13 protein-coding genes are annotated in these 18,226 nt (G+C 56.0%); 12 read left to right on the top strand and 1 reads right to left on the bottom strand.

Features of this window, described 5'->3' with window-relative positions:
* Positions 1–213: 213 nt before the first annotated feature.
* The 5 genes from LKX83_RS02690 (at position 214) to LKX83_RS02670 (ending at position 9,101) form a co-directional block, all read left to right on the top strand.
* The gene (locus tag LKX83_RS02690; RefSeq protein WP_370639006.1) at positions 214–915 is read left to right on the top strand and encodes an ABC transporter permease subunit; all 702 of its coding nucleotides are present in this window, start codon (positions 214–216) and stop codon (positions 913–915) included.
* 14 nt (positions 916–929) lie between these two features.
* Positions 930–1,817: a carbohydrate ABC transporter permease gene (locus LKX83_RS02685; protein ID WP_227880636.1), complete on the top strand. Its 888-nt coding sequence runs from the start codon at positions 930–932 to the stop codon at positions 1,815–1,817.
* 61 nt (positions 1,818–1,878) lie between these two features.
* Positions 1,879–3,414, top strand: a complete 1,536-nt coding sequence (locus LKX83_RS02680; protein ID WP_227880635.1) for an extracellular solute-binding protein — start codon at positions 1,879–1,881, stop codon at positions 3,412–3,414.
* A 13-nt stretch (positions 3,415–3,427) separates the two neighbouring features.
* Positions 3,428–4,474, top strand: coding sequence for a glycoside hydrolase family 130 protein (locus LKX83_RS02675; RefSeq protein WP_227880634.1), 1,047 nt, complete (start codon positions 3,428–3,430; stop codon positions 4,472–4,474).
* Positions 4,475–4,712: 238 nt separating this feature from the next.
* Positions 4,713–9,101, top strand: a complete 4,389-nt coding sequence (locus tag LKX83_RS02670; protein WP_227880633.1) for a polysaccharide lyase family 8 super-sandwich domain-containing protein — start codon at positions 4,713–4,715, stop codon at positions 9,099–9,101.
* Positions 9,102–9,189: 88 nt separating this feature from the next.
* Here the strand turns inward: LKX83_RS02670 and LKX83_RS02665 are convergent, their stop codons facing one another.
* The gene (locus LKX83_RS02665; RefSeq protein ID WP_227880632.1) at positions 9,190–10,221 is read right to left on the bottom strand and encodes a LacI family DNA-binding transcriptional regulator; all 1,032 of its coding nucleotides are present in this window, start codon (positions 10,219–10,221) and stop codon (positions 9,190–9,192) included.
* Between the two features lie 131 nt (positions 10,222–10,352).
* Between LKX83_RS02665 and LKX83_RS02660 the strand changes: the two genes are divergently transcribed.
* The 7 genes from LKX83_RS02660 (at position 10,353) to LKX83_RS02630 (ending at position 18,222) form a co-directional block, all read left to right on the top strand.
* Entirely contained in the window at positions 10,353–11,693 is a 1,341-nt protein-coding gene (locus LKX83_RS02660) for an FAD-dependent oxidoreductase (RefSeq protein ID WP_227880631.1), read from the top strand.
* 97 nt (positions 11,694–11,790) lie between these two features.
* Positions 11,791–13,572, top strand: coding sequence for a cache domain-containing sensor histidine kinase (locus tag LKX83_RS02655; RefSeq protein ID WP_227880630.1), 1,782 nt, complete (start codon positions 11,791–11,793; stop codon positions 13,570–13,572).
* Complete coding sequence (locus LKX83_RS02650) at positions 13,553–14,296, top strand: response regulator transcription factor (protein ID WP_227880629.1); 744 nt, start codon at positions 13,553–13,555, stop codon at positions 14,294–14,296. The genes LKX83_RS02655 and LKX83_RS02650 overlap by 20 nt, the downstream gene beginning before the upstream one ends.
* Before the next feature lie 115 nt (positions 14,297–14,411).
* Complete coding sequence (locus LKX83_RS02645) at positions 14,412–15,743, top strand: ABC transporter substrate-binding protein (protein WP_227880628.1); 1,332 nt, start codon at positions 14,412–14,414, stop codon at positions 15,741–15,743.
* A gap of 63 nt (positions 15,744–15,806) precedes the next feature.
* Positions 15,807–16,703 carry a carbohydrate ABC transporter permease gene (locus LKX83_RS02640; RefSeq protein WP_227880627.1) on the top strand — a complete coding sequence of 299 codons (897 nt, stop codon included), beginning with the start codon at positions 15,807–15,809 and terminating at the stop codon, positions 16,701–16,703.
* A complete protein-coding gene (locus LKX83_RS02635) occupies positions 16,693–17,535 on the top strand; it encodes a carbohydrate ABC transporter permease (protein WP_227880626.1) in 843 nt (280 codons plus the stop codon). Before LKX83_RS02640 ends, LKX83_RS02635 begins: the two co-directional genes overlap by 11 nt.
* Positions 17,536–17,619: 84 nt before the next feature.
* Positions 17,620–18,222, top strand: coding sequence for an SGNH/GDSL hydrolase family protein (locus LKX83_RS02630; RefSeq protein ID WP_227880625.1), 603 nt, complete (start codon positions 17,620–17,622; stop codon positions 18,220–18,222).
* Positions 18,223–18,226 lie beyond the last annotated feature (4 nt).

Here is an 18,226-nt window from a genome sequence, read left to right as displayed (position 1 = left end):
CGATTGAGTTTCTTGCGAGAGCTTCATAAAAACAAAAGTATTTATGCGATGGCTTTGCCCGGACTTCTTTTTCTCCTTGTTTTTGCCTACCTGCCCATGGTAGGTCATGTGATTGCATTTAAGAAATTTTCCGTATCGAAGGGGATTTGGGGGAGCGATTGGAACGGATTCAATAACTTTAAGTTTCTTTTCGGCAGCAACGATTGGATCCATGTGACCCTCAATACGATCGGATTAAACGCTTTGTTTCTCACCTTCGGTCTCGGTCTTGCCCTGATTCTATCGATCTCGCTGAACGAGATTCATCTCCGGCTCTACAAGAAGCTGGCGCAATCCGTTATTTTTCTGCCTTATTTCGTATCCTGGCTAGTGGTCAGTCTGATGGTGTTCGGCTTGCTCAATTCGACCAACGGGATGATTAATCACCAACTGCAGTCGCTTCATATCGGCGCGATCGATTGGTACAGCTCGCCGGCCTATTGGCCGATCATCCTGACCGTCATCTCCATCTGGAAGTTTTCCGGGTACAACTCGATTATATTTTTGGCGGCCATATCGGGCATCTCGGACGAGCTCTATGAGAGCGCGCGAATCGACGGGGCCAATCGGCTTCAACAAATCTTTTACATTACGTTTCCTCTGTTGAGACCCACTTTGATTATTTTGACGCTGCTTGCGGTCGGACGAATCTTTTATGGCGACTTTGGCATGATCTACGGCATCGTCGGCGAGAATTCGCTGCTTTATCCGACAACCGATGTGATCGATACCTTCACATTCCGTGCGCTTCGCGGATTGGGCGACTTCGGCATGGCTTCTTCGGTGGCGCTTTACCAATCCGTCATGGGTCTGATTACGATTCTGTTGTTTAACGGGCTTGTGAAAAAATACGATCCAGATTCCAGGCTTTTCTAAAGGAGATCCCGCAAATGCAACAACGCAAGAAAAGTATCAGTGATTGGGTCGTGAGCGGATCCGCTTATCTGGTTGTGACGCTATTCGCGCTATTTTGCTTCATTCCATTCTGGATGGTCATGATCGGATCTTTTACGGACGAGAGCAGTCTCCGAATGGAAGGATTTCAGTTGATCCCCCGCAAGCTAAGCTTGTACGCGTATGAATTCCTGCTGCACGGCGGACAAGTGTACAGAAGCTATCTCGTTACGATTGAAACGACAGTCATCGGCACGCTTGCGGCGGTCTTGATTAGCGCCATGTTTGCCTATGTGCTGGCTCATCGCAAGATCAAGTACAAAAATGCATTGTCGTTTTTAACTTATTTTACGATGCTGTTCGGTTCAGGGCTTGTCGGCTTCTACATTCTGGTCGTCAATTGGCTGCATTTGAAGGATACGCTCTGGGCTTTGATCCTGCCGTATCTCCTGAACCCGTTCAATACTTTCGTTCTGGTTTCCTTTTTTCGTACGGTCCCCTATGAACTGAATGAAGCCGCGACGGTCGACGGCTCGGGCGAATGGCGGACGTTCTTCCGCATTATACTGCCGATCACGACGCCGGTCCTTGCCACGACTACGCTCCTGTACGCCTTGCAATATTGGAACGACTGGTGGCTTGCCTTGTTATTCGTCGACGACTACACGCTGCATCCGCTTCAAATCATGATCCGGCAGCTGATCTCCAATATGAACGCCGCGTCCTACATTCAAGGCGCGTCGGCGAGCCAACTCCAGCAGATACCGGCTTATGGCGTGCAGCTTGCAACCGTATGCGTGACCATTGGCCCGATCGTGTTGTTGTACCCCTTCTTGCAGCGTTACTTCGTTAAAGGGCTGACGATCGGCTCGGTCAAAGGTTAATTCCGGCTATAACCGGTACCCGGTTGAGCATATAAAGAAAGATTCCAGGGAGGTAGCAGAAATGAAAAGAAAATGGATGCTGTTGGCGTGCTTGATGTCGCTGACCGCCTCGGGCGTTTTGGCCGGCTGCAGCAGCAACAACGACACCAAGGAAGCGGCAGGAACGAGCGCTGCCGGGAATCAGAAAGCGGAACAGGATAAGGCGCTAAGTCCCGCTACATTAAAGATTTATATTCCCGGAGACCGTCCCAAAGATATGGATGCCGTAATCGCCGAAGCGGAAAAGCGGATGGCCGGAACGCTCAACGTCAAGCTTAATATCACGTTCATTCCATGGTCGGATCTGGACAATAAAACCTCGCTGGCGCTCGCTTCCGGGGAAGCCGTCGACCTGATCTTCGATGCGCCATGGCTGCATATGAACAAAATGATCGCATCCGATACCTATGAGGATCTGGAGCCGCTGCTGCAACAGTACGGTCAAACGATATTGAAAACCCGGCCGCAGGAAATGTGGGATGCGAACAAATTTAACGGCAGCATTTACGGAATACCTCTCGGCGTCTCTCAATATCAGATCAAAGGCTTCTACATTCGAAAAGATCTGAGAGAGAAATATGGCATGCAGCCGCTTAAAACGTTCGACGATCTCTCGCAGTACTTGTACAAGGTGAAAGAGAACGAGCAGGGAATGAGTCCCTTGACGACGCTTGTGTCGACGGACCGCATCACCAATGCATATCCCTTCTACTTCAATTCGGCGTACGATATCAAGCAAGAAATTCCCGAAATGTATCCGTTTTTCTATAAGAAAAATAACGACGGAAAAATCTACACCCTGTTCGAAAATAAGGACGCTGACATCTGGTCGGGCATTCAGAGCATGCGAAAATGGTATCAGGATGGAATCATCAACAAGGACAATCTGGCGGTGCAGAACGAAAGAGATTTGTTCACGGCAGGCAAAACGGCGGCGATTACTTCCGCAGACGTCGGGATCCCGTCCTCGATTCAGGACGCGGTCAGCAAGCTTGGCGGATCGGCCGAATGGGTCACCTTTATGGATCCGTCCCAAAAGTACCAGACCGATTTTAAACAATGGAATTTCATCAGCGTGCCGAAGGGCAGCAAAAATAAAGAGCGTGCCATTATGTTCTTGAACTGGGCGAATGAAAAAGAAAATTACGACTTGCTCAGCTACGGAATCAAGGGGAAAAACTGGCAGGCGGTCGGCGAAGACGGCTTTAAAGCGCTTAACGGCGATTACCCGAACTTTGGCTTCGATTGGATCTGGAATCCGACGTATGAACGCTACGACGCTTCCTTGTCGCCGGAAGAACTGAAATGGTGGAACTGGGCGAAGGATGCGGGGAACTTTACGAAGTCGAAAGATTCCGGATTCACCTTTAATCCGGAGCCGGTACTGCAAGAGATGGCAAGGCTGAAGGCGAACTCGTATGTCTACCCGATTCTCTTGGGCACGCTCGATCCGGACAAAGCCTTTGCCGACTTCGAAGCCAAATACGGAACGGATCTGAAAAAAATTCAAACGGAATATCAAAAGCAACTGGATGCTTATCTAGCGGAGCAGAAGTAAGGGAGACTCATAGATGGCCATTACAAGATTTCCTCACAATCCCATCATCGAAACGAAAGACGTAAGGCCATTGCGTCCCGATTTTCAGGTGGTCGGGGTGTTTAATGCAGGGGTTGCGACTTTCCGTAACGAGGTTATATTGTTGCTGCGTATCGCGGAAATGCCGATTCAATCCGACGAGAACCATGTGCTTGTACCCGTGTTGAGCGAAACCAACGGGGAATTGGAAATCATCCGTATCACCAAGTCGGACGACCGGTATGACCTGTCGGACTCTCGAGTCATCAAGCAACGGGGAAGGTACGCGTATCTGACTTCCCTATCTTATTTGCGAATGGCGCGGAGCACGGACGGCATCCACTTTAAAGTGGATGCCGGCCCGACTATGCTGCCGGGCGGCCCGCTGGAGGCGTGGGGCATTGAAGACCCGAGAATTACGCAGATCGGTCATCAGTATTTCATCACGTACAGTGCGATCTCTTCGAAGGGCGTTAGCGTCGGTGTCGCCGTGACGGAGGATTTTGTTACCTTTGCACGATCCGGCGTGATGCTTCCCCCCGAGAATAAGGATGTTGCGATTTTTCCGGAGAAAATAGGCGGTAACTATTATGCGCTTCATCGTCCGGTGCCGAAGGCGATCGGTTCTCCCGAGATGTGGCTTGCGCAATCCCCCGATCTCCTACACTGGGGACAGCATCAGTTTCTGATCGGTCTGCGGGAAGGGCAATGGGACGGAGGGCGAATCGGCGGCGGGGCCGTTCCGATCAAAACGCCTGAAGGATGGCTTGTCCTGTATCACGGAGCGGACGAGACGGACCGCTATTGTATGGGCGCGCTGCTGCTGGACCTGAAAGATCCGGTCAAGGTGATCGCGAGATCTCGCGTGCCCGTACTGGAGCCGGAAGCGGAATATGAGGTGAACGGATTTTTCGGCCGGGTCGTGTTTTCGTGCGGAGCCATTTTACTGGATCGATCGATTCGCATGTACTACGGTGCCGCGGATGAAGTGATGGCAGGCGTAGACATCCCCTTGGAGGATATTTACTATACGCTTTACTAAATGGGTTGGAGGCAGTGCAAGCTGCCTTCTTCCTTCCATCAATCGGAAAGCGCTGTCAATAGCTTTTTAGTTTCGTTTAACAAAGGAGCGCATGTGGATGGCTAATCAAGTGCAAAGGGTTGTAAAGAGGTGGATCTGTCTTGTACTCGTTTGTTCGATGATATCGTCCATCTGGTTATCCTCGTCCGCATCGGCGAGCACGCCCGGGCAAACGAAATCTCCTCAAGAGATCGCCGATATGAAATTAATGAAAAAGCGGATGGTTGAATTCTACATCTCCAAAGATATCATCAATGACGGAACGAACGGCCGGGTCGAATGGACCTTCAAATCGCAGGCCTCTACTTACTTATCTAGTCAGAAGCCGGATGGGAGCTGGGCGGATGTCGATTACGCGAGCAAGCAATCCGCCGCCAACGGACGAGGCTGGCCGTCATACCTGGCATTGGATCGGATGCAATCGATGGCTGCGGCGTTCACGGACCCGAAGGACCCAAACTATCACAGTGAAGCGCTGCTAGATGGCATCAAGCGGGCGTTGGATTATTGGTTCACGGTAAAGCCGACTTCAACCAACTGGTGGGAAAACACCATCGGCGTACAATTAAGGTTGGAGAAAGTCGGGCTTTTATGCGAAGGATACTTAACGGCAACGCAACTCTCCAATATCGTCGGCACGCTGGACAGCAGCCCGAACACCGTCGATGGAGCCAATTCGTCCTGGTACAATCAAAATTATATGTATCGGGGCGTATTGCTGGAGGATGCCGGGATCGTCCGGAAAGCCGTAGATGCGTTTAACGTGCTGTCCAATGTGACGACCACGGTGACGGGAATCCAATCGGACATGTCCTTCTTTCAGCATGGCAAAACCAATTATACGACGGGCTATGGCAGAAGCTTTGCCAGAGACATGTCGTTCTGGGCTTACATCACCTCGGGTACCATGTTCTCGTACAGCGAGGCGGCGATCGATTCATTATCGTCCTACTTGCTGGACGGCACCCGGTATCTCGTGAGAGGCGATGTCGCCGATCTGGGCATGGGCATGAACGGACCGGACTGGCCGGATTACACGAGTGCGGCCTTGACCTTCTATGAAGATCCGATGCAATGGATGGAGGCGGCCAATCCGAAGCGGGCTGCGGAGTTTGCGAGTTTTCTGGACAATATCCGCAACATCGGCACGAGTACAAGCAACGGACTGAGCGCTAACAATATGACGCAATGGCAGACGCTTGTCTCCTCCCATATGCGGGACGACTACGGAATTACGGTCAAGATGTCCTCCAGCACGGTTAAAGGCGGCGAATGGAGAACGATTCATCCCGACGGATATAACCTGTTATACTGGACGCCGCAAGGGGCCACCGCCATTCAGCGGACGGGCAACGAATACAGACCCGTCTATCCGTTAATGGACTGGGCTCACGTTCCCGGCACGACGGCCCCTTACGTACTCACGAAGGACGGGAACTTCAACAATCCCAAGACGTTCGTAGGCGGCGTGACCAACGAGCGTAATGGAGCCACCGCATTCGACTTCAACAAGCTGAGCACAAGCGGCAAAAAAGGCTACTTCTTTTTCGATGACGAAATGGTGGCGCTTGGCGCAGGAATCGCTTCGACCAACACCGCCGCGATCCACACGACATTGAACCAGAGTATGGCGGTAGGCGATGTGATCGTGGACGGTAAAGTGATAGCGGACGGAACGACGCAGACGAACGGGAAATGGGCCTATAACGATCGTATCGGTTATGTATTCCCGAATCCGACGGATTTTCAAGTCAAACGGGAGACGAAAACCGGCAAATGGAGTGACGTCGTCGCGGGAAGTTCGACGGAGCCGATCACCAAGCCGATTTTCTCGATCTGGCTCGATCATGGTGTGAAGCCCACAAACGCTTCCTACCAGTACATTGTATTGCCGAACAAAACCTCCGAAGAGGTCGGCAGCTACGCGAGCGACAACCCGATCCGCATTCTTTCGAATACGGCGTCGGTCCAGGCTGTTCGGCACAATTCGCTTGGGATTGCGGAAATGCTGTTTTATCAACCCGGGACGGTAACGGTGAGAGACGGTTTGACGGTCACGGTGGACAAACCCGCCATGGTCATCGTTGACGAATCCACAGCACCCGTCCGTATCTCAGTCGCCAATCCCGAAACACCGGGGATTACAGTGAACGTAACGCTGAACCGGGACGGAGAAAAAACGACGACAACCTATAAACTCGGCAAGGATATATTTGCCGGCCGAAGCATGACCGTAAGCGAGGGAACCTCCATCGACGATAGCGGATTCGATCTCGCTTACAGTAAAGGCGCGACCGCTTCCTCCAGCAAAGGCAAGCAATTTGCCTCGAATGCTACGGACCTTTACAGAACTTCCTATTGGAATTCAAATGCTTCAAACAACGAATGGATCTATGTGGATCTGCAGGATCAATATTCGATCAATAAAGTAAGGCTAAATTGGGGGAAGGCGTACGGGAAAAGCTATAAAATTCAAGTATCGAACGATGCTGTCGCCTGGAGGGACGTTTACACGACTTCGATGGGGAACGGCGGAATCGACGACATTTCTTTCGGAAAGGTCAGTGCCAGGTTCGTCCGGATGCAGGGCGTACAGCAGGGTGCCGGGGACGGCTACTCGCTTTATGAATTTAACGTCTATGAAGCGGTGGCACCCAATCTCGCAGAAGGCAAACCGGTAACGGCAAGTTCAACCAGAGCCGCCGACGTGTCGCCCGGGAATGCGGTCGATGGCTCATTGACGACCCGCTGGGGCTCCAACTATTCTGATCCGCAGTGGATCTATGTCGATCTTGGCGCAAGCCAATCGATCGAGAAGGTCACGCTGCATTGGGAGACCGCGTATGCAAAGGAGTATCAAATTCAGGTTTCCGACAATACAACGGACTGGAAGACCGTATACAGCACTACAAGCGGGGACGGCGATATCGATGAGATCATCTTCGAACCGGTGAATGCAAGATACGTTCGGATGTATGGTACGAAAAGAGCGACCACGTACGGCTACTCGCTCTGGGAATTTAAAGTGTACGGTGCCGAAACCGTACAGAGGGTTCCCGCCCGACTCGAACTTCAAGCGACGCCGTCTTCCGTAACGGTCGGAGACGACGTGTCCGTCTCGGGCGTCGTGTACGACGGCGACAATGCTCCGATCCCTGGCGTGGAAGTCGAAATCGCGGCTTCGTCGGGAAGTTTCGAAACGGCTAAAGCAGTAACGGACGCGAACGGCGGATTCAGCACAGTCTATATGGTGCCGTCAGTTGCCGGTGACGTGACGATTACGGCAATCTTGCCCGCAAGCCCGTCCGTGACGGATACGATTACCGTTTCCGTAAACAAGGGCATACAAGTGCCCGCTCGAATCGAACTCCAAGCGACACCGGCTTCCGTGACGTTCGGAGGTGAAGTGTCCGTCGTGGGAATCGTCTACGACGGCGACGATCTTCCGGTCTCCGGCGTGGAGATTGAAATCGCGGCTTCATCGGGCAGCGTCAGCTCCGCCAGGGCGGTAACGGATGCGGACGGCCGGTTCAGCACAGTCCTTACGGCGCCGTCCGCCGCCGGAGAAGTGACGATGACGGCCGTCTTGACCGCGAATCCGTCCGTGAAGGGGACGACCGTCGTTTACGTAAATGAAATCGTACAAGTGCCCGCTCGAATCGAACTCCAAGCGACGCCGTCTTCCGTGACGGTCGGAGACGACGTGTCTGTATCGGGAGTCGTGTACGATGGCGACGATCTTCCAGTCTCCGGCGTAGAGGTCGAAATTTCGGCTTCGTCGGGCAGCTTTAAAACGGCCCGGACGGTAACGGACATGAACGGCCGGTTCAGCACGGTCTTTACGGCGCCGTACGCCGCCGGAGAAGTGACGATGACGGCCGTCTTGACCGCAAGTCCGTCCGTGACGGGAAGAATAACCGTTTCCGTAAACGAGCGTTCGAGCGGCGGGAACGGAGGCGATTCGGGAGGAGGAACGCCCGGGACTCCGCCGGTAGCCCCCGAACATCCGAACGATGATCCGGGCACGCCGGACGATCCGGTACCCGGCCATGCCTTTGCCGACATTGCCGGTCATTGGGCCGAAGCCAATATCTTGAAGGCAGAGAAGCTGGGAATCATTACTGGCTATCCGGACGGATCGTTCCGGCCCGATCGCACGGTGACGCGTGCTGAATTCGCGGTGATGCTGGCGAAAGCACTGAAGCTTCAGAATGAAGGGGCGGCTTTGTCCTTCAAGGACGCGGACCGAATCGGGCAATGGGCCCGGACAGCCGTCGCGCAAGCCGTAAGATTGGGTCTTATCCAGGGCGATACGAACGGCAACTTCCGTCCGGACGCGCTCATGAAGAGATCGGAAATGGCCGTCATGTTGGCGAGAGCTTTAAACCTGGCGCCTGAAGCCCGTTCCGCCGGATTCGCTGACGATCGCGATATACCGGTTTGGGCCGTGGGGGCGGCAGCCGAGATGAAGAAGTTGGGGATCATGCAGGGGAAGGGCGGCAACGGCTTTTTCCCGAAAGATGTCGCGACGAGGGCGGAAACGGTCACGGTACTGCTCAGGATGCTTACAGCGAAGGATCAAGAATAAAAGGTAAAACCATTCGAAGCGAATCGAATAGGTGAGTTTCTCGAAAACCCCTTCTCCAACGTATTAAACGGAGAAGGGTGTTTTTGCCTTACATCGTTCTCGTCGTGCTCCCCACGGAAAATGGGCCTCGAATGCGGATGTGCTCGAAGGGAGAGGTCGGGTTCGCCAATCGCCATAACATGCGGTCGGCGGCCCGGTAGCCGACTTCCTTGATCGGAAGATAGGGCCTGGACATGAAGGGGAGACGGTCTGTCTGTTCGTTCAATATCCCCACCATCGAGCAAGCTCGGGGAATATCCACACCTGCCTCTGTCAAGGCGTAATAAGCGGGGGCCACCTGCTCGTCCACCCCGCAAATGATGGCAGTCGGATGAAGCGCTTGAAATTGGTCCAGAAAATCCTTTGCCCACTCGACCTCGCATCCATGAAACGGCGCGGTCGCATGTCGGGCCGGGTCCGCCGGCAGCCCCTGCTCGCGCATGGCCTCTTGGAAAGCTTGCCAGCGCAAGCGAAAGCCGCGCTGTTTGACGATATCTCCCGCGTACATGATGTTCCGATGGCCGGCTCGTACCAGATGCCGGACGGACTGATGAACGGCTTCGTCTACGTCCCAGATGACGGAGTCCACCTGTGATTCGGGCGGCGGGAAGTTGAGCAGAATCCGCGCCATCGGCAGCTCCAGCAATAGCTGCTCCATCTCGCGGTCCATCCGCGGGGCGATGAAGATGCCTTCCGCATAGGCCAGCCCCGACTCTTCCACCCAATCGCGGAAGCTCTGCGCTCCCAGGTGAGGGGGGGTCAGGATAGGATCGACAGCATGCCCGAACTCGGTGAAACGATCGTGCAGCCCGGCGAGCAGCAGCCGGTTGAAGTTCATGGACTGCTCGTTGTGCAGCAGCACGAACCGCCGTTTCAGGAGCGGAAAAGGCGATATTCGCTCATAGGCCAAGGTGCTCTTCTGATCCCGGGTCAGGTAACCCATTTCCTTTGCCAGCTTGAAGATCTCGCTCCGCGTCTCCTCGGACATGCCCGGTTTGCCCGTCAGCCCCTTGGAGACGGTCTGCACCGACAGGCCGAGCCGGACTGCGAGATCAGCCAGCGTCACTCGTTTGCGCCGCATGTTTGCCACCTTCGTTCGTCCATTGTTCTGTTCTTATATTAAACAAAAGTTAAACTAACTTGAAATGTTTTTCTCCTGCATAATCGAAATAGGAAAATCGGCTTCAGGCGACAGAGAGGGAGAGAATCAGAATGAAAGTGATGGATGCGGACATCGTCGTATGCGGAGGCGGGCCGGCCGGCGTGAACGCGGCGATAGCCGCCGGGAGAACCGGCGCAAGGACAATGCTGATCGAACGATACGGCTTTATCGGCGGGATGTCGACGGCGGCGCTCGTCTATCCGTGGATGACGTTCCACACGCTAAGCGGCAAGCAAGTCATCAAGGGGATCGCGCAGGAGATCGTCGACCGGCTGATGGCGATGGGCGGCTCCCCAGGCCATCTGCGGGATACGGTCGGCTTCACGAATACGCTGACCCCCTACCATCCGGAGATGTACAAGGTGCTGGCCGTCGATATGCTGAAGGAAGCGGGCGTGAAGCTGATGCTGCACAGCTTCATGGACGAAGTGCGGACGGCGGACGGGGAGATCGAGGCGATTCAATTGGCGACGAAGTCCGGCAAGATCCGGGTACAAGGCAAGCTGTTCGTGGATGCGACGGGGGACGCCGATTTGGCTTATCAAGCGGGCGCGCCCTGTCTCGTCGGCCGCGGCGGCGACAATTTGACCCAGCCGATGACGATGAAATTCCGGATGCGGGGCGTCGACTTGCAGAAGGTCAAGCAATATATGATCGACCATCCGGACGAGTTCTACCACAAGACGCCGTTCGACGAGCTGACGCATCTGCCGCTCTCGGGCATTCAAGGCTTCAAGAAGCATTGGCAAAATGCCAATCTGCCGATCAACCGCGAGCAGGTGCTCATGTTCACCGGCCCGGCGGAGGATGAAGTGCTGGTGAACACGACCCGGGTGCAGGGATTGAACGGCCTGGAAGTGGAGGATTTGACGGAAGCCGAGGAGCTGGGCCGCAAGCAGGTGCTCATGGTGGCGGCGTTCATGACGGCTAACCTGCCGGGTTTCGAGAACGCCTCCATCTCGAACGTCGGCGCGCAGATCGGCATTCGCGAGACGCGGCGAATCGAAGGGGCGTACACGCTGCAGGCCGACGATGTCATTCAGGGCCGCCGGTTCGACGACGTCGTCGCCCGCAGCGGCTACCCGATCGACATCCACGATCCTTCGGGCAAAGGCGTGACGGCCGCCTGGGTGCAGGGCGACGGCGCTTACGACATTCCTTACCGCTGCCTGCTTCCGCGCAAGGTGCGCAATCTGCTGGTGGCGGGACGCTGCATCTCGACTTCGCACGAGGCGCTGGCGACGACGCGGCTGACGCCGAGCTGCATGGCGACGGGGCAGGCGGCGGGAACGGCGGCCGGGCTCGCCGTCCGGCAGGGGGTCTCGCCGGCCGAGCTCGATGTCGTGCTCCTGCAGCGGGAGCTTGTCGCGGGCGGAGCCGTTCTGGCGTAGCCAGTCGACGCGATTCGACAAAGAACCCGAAGAGGATCTATCCTTCTCGGGTTCTTTTGTAATACAGTAGAAAGACATCTGGCAAGGGGGCTCCACCATGATCCGCAACGCCTCGCGTTTCGTCTCCATTCGAACGAAGTTCCTCATTTTGTTCGGTCTTATGATTACGCTTCCATTTTTATTGAGCGGTTTCTTGACCTACCAGCGATATTCCTCGAACGTCGAGCGGGACGCCCAAGCGTACTCGGAGCAGATCTCCGAGCAGGTCGCGATCAATCTGGAGCGCTACGTGCAGGACATGGACCGGATTACGCTCTCGATCTATTACGACTCCGGCGTCATGGCCGTGCTGAATCGCCACAAAGATCCGGGCGCCCACAGCGGCTACTTGACGGTCAGCGAAGTAACGAGCATCAACGAATTAATCTCGTCCCAGATCATCGAGCGGACGGAATTGGAAGGCGTGTTTATTTTCGCGCTGGACGGCAGCCTGTTCAGCAATCTGCTGGAGACCGTTCAGCGAAGCTGGGAGACGTCGTCCAATTCTTGGATGGAGCAGGCGAAGCGGAAGGACGGGGGCTTGGTCATTCTTCCTCCGGAGAACGAAACCTATTATCGCGACGCGCCGAAGCAGGTTCTCTCGCTGGCGCGGCTGATCAAGGAACCGACCACGAACAAGGATCTCGGCTATGTGAAGATCGATCTGACCAGCGACGGCTTCGAGAAGATCCTCTCCAGCGTCAAGGTGACCGACAACAGCAAACTGTTCGTTTTCAACGACGACTTCCGGCAGCTCTATCCGTTCGATGAGGCGGGAAGCGCGAGCTACCGGAGCATCGCGGACGCGCCGTCCGACCGCTGGCTGATCTCGAAGCGCTCCACGAATTACGGCGGCTTGACCATCGTCAGCGCCGTTCCGCGGGACGACGTGCTGGCCGATGCTCGGCAATTGACCAGCTTCACGCTGTGGATCTCCGCGGCCGCGCTGGTTCTCGCGTATCTGCTGGCGGTGCTGACGTCGAACAACTTCGTCAAGCCGATCAAGCAGTTGCTGAACCGCATGCGGCGCGTGCAGAACGGCGATTTCGAAGGCAGAGCCAAGGTCATCTCGCGGGACGAGGTCGGGCTGCTGACCGAAGGCTTCAATACGATGGTCTCGCAGCTCAACATCATGATCAAGGATATCTACGAGCTGCGGCTGAGGGAGAAGGACGCGGCGCTCAGCGCTCTGCTCAGCCAGATGAATCCGCACTTTCTGTACAACACGCTGGAATCGATCTCCATGGCCGCCCATCGGGAGAAGCACGAGAGCCTGTCCGAAGTCATCGCCAGCCTGGGCAAGCTGCTTCGGTACACGGTGAACAACAAGGAACGGAGCGTGCACTTGCAGGATGAACTGGCGTTCGTGGAGAGCTACTTGAATATTCAGGCCTTCCGCCTGGAGGACAGGCTGCAGTTTGACATCGTGGTCGACTTCGCGCACGAGCTGGCGATCGTGCCGAAGCTGATCCTGCAGCCGCTCGTCGAGAACGCGATCGAGCACGGGCTGGGCGAAGAGCCGATCAAGGTGACGCTCGTGTCCAAGGTCTCGGGTCAAGATCTGCTGCTGTGCGTTCGGGACAACGGACGGGGAATCGATCCCGCTCGGCTGCAAGAGATCCAGCGGAATGTCTACGAACCGGAACCTCCCGTGACCGCACGCGGCGCCGGGAAGCGCACGAAAGGCTTCGCGCTGCGCAACATCCACCAGCGGCTGAGGCTGCTCTACGGCGAGCCGTACGGGTTGGAGATCGAAGCGTCGCATGCGGGCGTGTCCATCCATGTTCATATGCCATTCCAATGGGAGGAGGACGGAAATCATGAAGATATTGATCGTTGAGGATGAGGCCAAGATCCGTCAGGGAATCCGCGCGCTGGTGGAGCAGATCGTGCCCTCCCGCCTGCAGGTGACGGAGGCGGCGAGCGGCAAGGAGGCATGGGAATGGCTCCGCAGGCAGGAAGAGGTCGATCTGGTCATTACCGATATCCGCATGCGGGAGATGAACGGCCTCGAGCTGATGGGGCTGGCCCGGCAATCCCACCCGAGCGCCGCATTCATCGTCATTAGCGGCTACGACGAGTTCGCTTACGTGCGGGAGGCTCTCCGTTACGGCGCGGCCGATTACTTGCTCAAGCCGATCGAGCGGGTCGAGCTGGCGCGCGTGCTGCACAGGATCAGGGAGGAAGCGGATTCCCGCAAGGGCGAAGCGCCGGACGATGCGCCGGACGATGCGCCGGGCGACGACAACGAACGACTGCTGATCCGCAAAGTGAAGAACTTGGTGAACGAGAGGCTCGATCGGGAACTGTCGCTGTCCTATCTGGCGGAGCATGTGTACCTGCATCCGAAATACCTCTCCGACATGTTCAAGCGCGAGACGGGGCAAAATCTGTCGGATTACGTCACGGAGCGGAGAATGCACAAGGCGAAGAAGCTGCTGAAGGAGACTGCGCTCAAAGTGCCGGACATCTCGCAGATGTGCGGCTTGGCCAACCACAAGTATTTCCGTGCGCTCTTCAAACAGCATGCCGGATGCACGCCGAACGAATTCCGGGACGCCTGAAACATCTTACGATTTCGGCCGTTTTATGGATTTCGTGGCGTTACGGCGGATGCGGGAGAGGCGGTAAGATTAGACCTGTAAGCGCTTAATACGAAAAAGCGGGGGAGACACGAACATGAGAAAAGCTACTACGGCGACTTCCGTCGTCTTGCTGACAGGGCTGCTGCTGTCGGCTTGCGGCGAGGGAAGCGGCGGCACGTCCTCGCCCACGTCGGGTGCGGCCACCGGTACAGCGTCCGCAGACGCGGGCAAGCCGGTCAAGCTGACGTTCAGCATCTGGGGGAACGACACGCACAAGAAGATGTACGAGGACATGATCGCGGAGTACAAGAAAACAAAGCCGAACGTCGACGTCGAGATCATGACGATTCCGGCCGCCGATTACCAGCAGAAGATTTCCGTTATGCTGGCTTCCAAGACCGCACCGGACATCATGTGGATGCTGGAGCGCTCGATTCCGCAGTTTTTGAGCTCGGGGCAAGTCGAAGACATCTCTTCGATCAAGGACGGCTCGGACTACGACTTCGCGGATTTCATTCCGTCCACGCTCGAACTGGTGACCCAGGACGGCAAGCTGTACGGCGTCCCGTTCTCCACGCCGCCGAACATGATTTATTACAACAAGAAGCTGTTTGAGGAGAAAGGCTTGAAGACGCCGTCGGAGCTTTATCAAGAAGGCAACTGGACGTACGACGAAATGGTGAAGGCGGCCAAAGCGATCTCCGATCCTTCTAAAGGCATCTACGGCATGGATCTGATCTTGCCGAGCAGCTCGTGGACGGAGAGCTGGATGGAATCGCTCATTACCGTCATGTGGGCGTACGGCGCCGATTATTTCAGCCCGGACGGCAAAAAGTTCGCGCTTAATACGCCGCAAGGCCAGCAAGCGGTGCAATTTTTCAGCGATACGATGTTCAAGGACGGCATTCATCCGAAGCCCGGCGACCAGACCGGATTCGAATCCGGCAAGATCGGCATGCAGCAGAATCTGCTCAGCTATATCGGCAAGGCGAAGGCCATCACCGACTTCGACTGGGATATCGCGCCGATGCCGAAGGGCCCGGGCGGCAGCCAAGGCACGACGATGGGATACGCGGCTTACATGATCACGAAGGATAGCCCGCACAAAGCCGAAGCGCTGGATTTCCTGAAGTTCATGTCCAGCAAGGAGAACATGACGATCACTTCGCAGTTCTTCGTGCCGGGCCGCAAGTCCGTGCTCGAGTCCGACGAATTCCTGAAGCAGGGTCCGTCGCCCGAGAGCGTCAAGACGGCGATCCTGGATCAGATGGCGAGCGCGAAGGTCAGGCCGGGCTTCGCCAACTACCAGCTGATCAACGACAAAATGAAAGAAGACTTCGATATGATCTATACCCAATCCGATACGATTCCGAACATTCTGAAGAAGATGGAGAGCGATCTCAATCCGATTCTGGCGTCGCAATAACAGAGAGAGCGTGACAATTGCCAAGTGACGAGCTTGGCAATTGTCATGGAAGGGGTGGAAAGCATGAGCGTTACTTATAGCAGAATCAAGCGCAGAAAAGCGATATACGGCTACTTGTTCATCGCTCCGATCATGCTGGGATTTTTGTTCTTCATGGCTGGGCCCATCGTCGGGGCCTTCGGCATCAGCTTCACCGACTATTCGCTGCTGAAGCCCAGCTCGTTCGTCGGCCTGGACAACTATCGGCATGTCTTCGCGCAGGACGACACCTTCTGGGTGACCGTGAAAAATACGCTTTACTTCTCGGCGGGACTGATCCCGTTGAACCTGACCCTGGCGCTGGCGCTAGCCTTGCTGCTGTCGAGCAAGCTGCGGGGGATGGGACTGTTCCGCACCGCGATCTTCACGCCAGTCGTGACGTCCGTCATCATCTGGGCCATCGTCTGGAAGTATATTTTCGCGACGGATGCCGGTCTGGTGAATCAGGTTCTTCACTTCTTCGGAATCAAAGGTCCGGCTTGGCTGTACAACAAGCATCTCGCCATGCCCGTCGTCATCGTGACCAGCGTGCTGAAGAAGGTCGGGATGAATATGGTCATCTTCCTGGCCGCGCTGCAGGACGTGCCGAAGATGTATTACGAGGCGGCGACGCTGGACGGGGCATCCAAGTGGAAGCAGTTCACGAAGATCACGCTGCCGATGATCTCGCCGTCCCTGTTCCTGACGCTGATCATTACGCTGATCGGCTCGCTCAAGGTGTTCTCGCAGATCGTCGTGATGACCGGCGGCGGACCGGGCACCAGCACGAGCGTTTTGGTCTATTACATCTACAAATTGGCGTTTAAAAACTATCAGCTCGGCTACGCCTCGGCGGTGGCTTTCATCCTGTTCTTCCTCGTATTGGCGCTGACGCTCGTGCAGTGGTCGCTCCGGAAAAGGTGGGTGCATCATGAGGAGTAATGCGATGCGATTCTTCGGCAACGGCTTGCGGTACTTGCTGCTGACCATCGTCTCCGCCCTGATCGTCATTCCCTTCTTCTGGATGGTGACGACGTCGCTGAAGGATCAGAACAAAATATTCGAGTTCCCGCCGCAATGGCTGCCGCATCCGATGGTCTGGTCGAACTACAAGGAAGTGTTCACGGCGCAGCCGCAATTTCTGCTGCATTATTGGAACAGCGTTTATATCGCCGTCCTGGTCACCATCGGCACATGCCTGGTGGGCGCGCTCGCCGGATTCGCCTTCGCCAAGATCTCGTTCCCCTTCCGGAACTCGCTGTTCCTGGTGCTGCTGAGCGGCATGATGATCCCGAACGAAGTGACGATTATCCCGAACTTCATCTGGTTCTCCAAGCTGGGGCTGGTGGACAACCATTTCCCGATCATCGTGCCTCCGATTCTGGGCGCGGGCGGCATCTTCGGCGTCTTTCTGCTGCGGCAATTCTACATTACGATTCCGAAGGAACTGGACGAAGCGGCCGAGATCGACGGGTGCACGCCTTGGACGACCTTCTGGCGGATTATGATTCCGATGACGGCGCCCGCCTTCGCGACGCTCGCGATCTTCACGTTCCTGAACAGCTGGGAGGATTTTCTGGATCCGCTGATCTACTTGAACTCGTCGAAGCTGTTCACGCTGCCGATCGCGATGAACCTGTTCACGGACACGGCCGGGACGGCGTGGCATCTGCTGATGGCCGCCGCCGTCATGACGACGGTGCCGCTGCTGCTCGTCTTCTTCTTCGCGCAGCGGAAGTTTGTCGAAGGGGTCTCCACGACCGGACTGAAATAAACCTCTTGATCGCTCGAACGGTTCGGGCGGTCAAGTTTGCGGCGATTGAAAGCGCTTAACATCACCAGGGGAGGACGAAGATCCTTGAAATGGCAAGGAAAAACATGGGCAACGCTGGGCGACAGCATTACGGAAGCGAACGGCTATCAGCCGCTTGTTCGCGCTGCGCTCGGCTTTGCCGAAGTCGCGAACGAGGGCAGAAGCGGCTGTCCGATGACGGCGGGAGGAGACACGGACGAAGGCTCGACCGTGAGGGTCGGCGCCGGCCTCGGCCGTTTCGATTGCGTCACCGTTTTCGCCGGCGTCAACGATTTTCGCTTGAGCAAGTCGCTAGGAGCGCCGAGCGACACGGATATTTATACGTTTTACGGGGCTTACGCGACCTTGATCGAAGGGATCCTGAAGGCTCATCCGGCTTGCCGGCTGAATTTGTGGACGCCGCTGCACCGGGACAAGGACGGCTATGACGCGGATACCCGCAACGGAGACGGTCGCCGCCTCGACGATTACGCGGAAGCGGTCCGCTGCTTGGGGATGCGCTACGCGCTGCCTGTGCTCGATCTGTACAGGGAAAGCGGAATCCATGCGCTTACGCTGCCGCTGTTCACCTCGGACGGGCTTCATCCGAGCGAGGCGGGACATGCCCGCATTGCGGGCATGGCGGCCAGCTTTCTGGAACGGCTATAAATAT

The organism is Cohnella baijiui, from assembly GCF_020731285.1.
GTDB lineage: Bacteria > Bacillota > Bacilli > Paenibacillales > Paenibacillaceae > Cohnella.
This window is presented reverse-complemented; position numbering and strand designations above follow the sequence as displayed.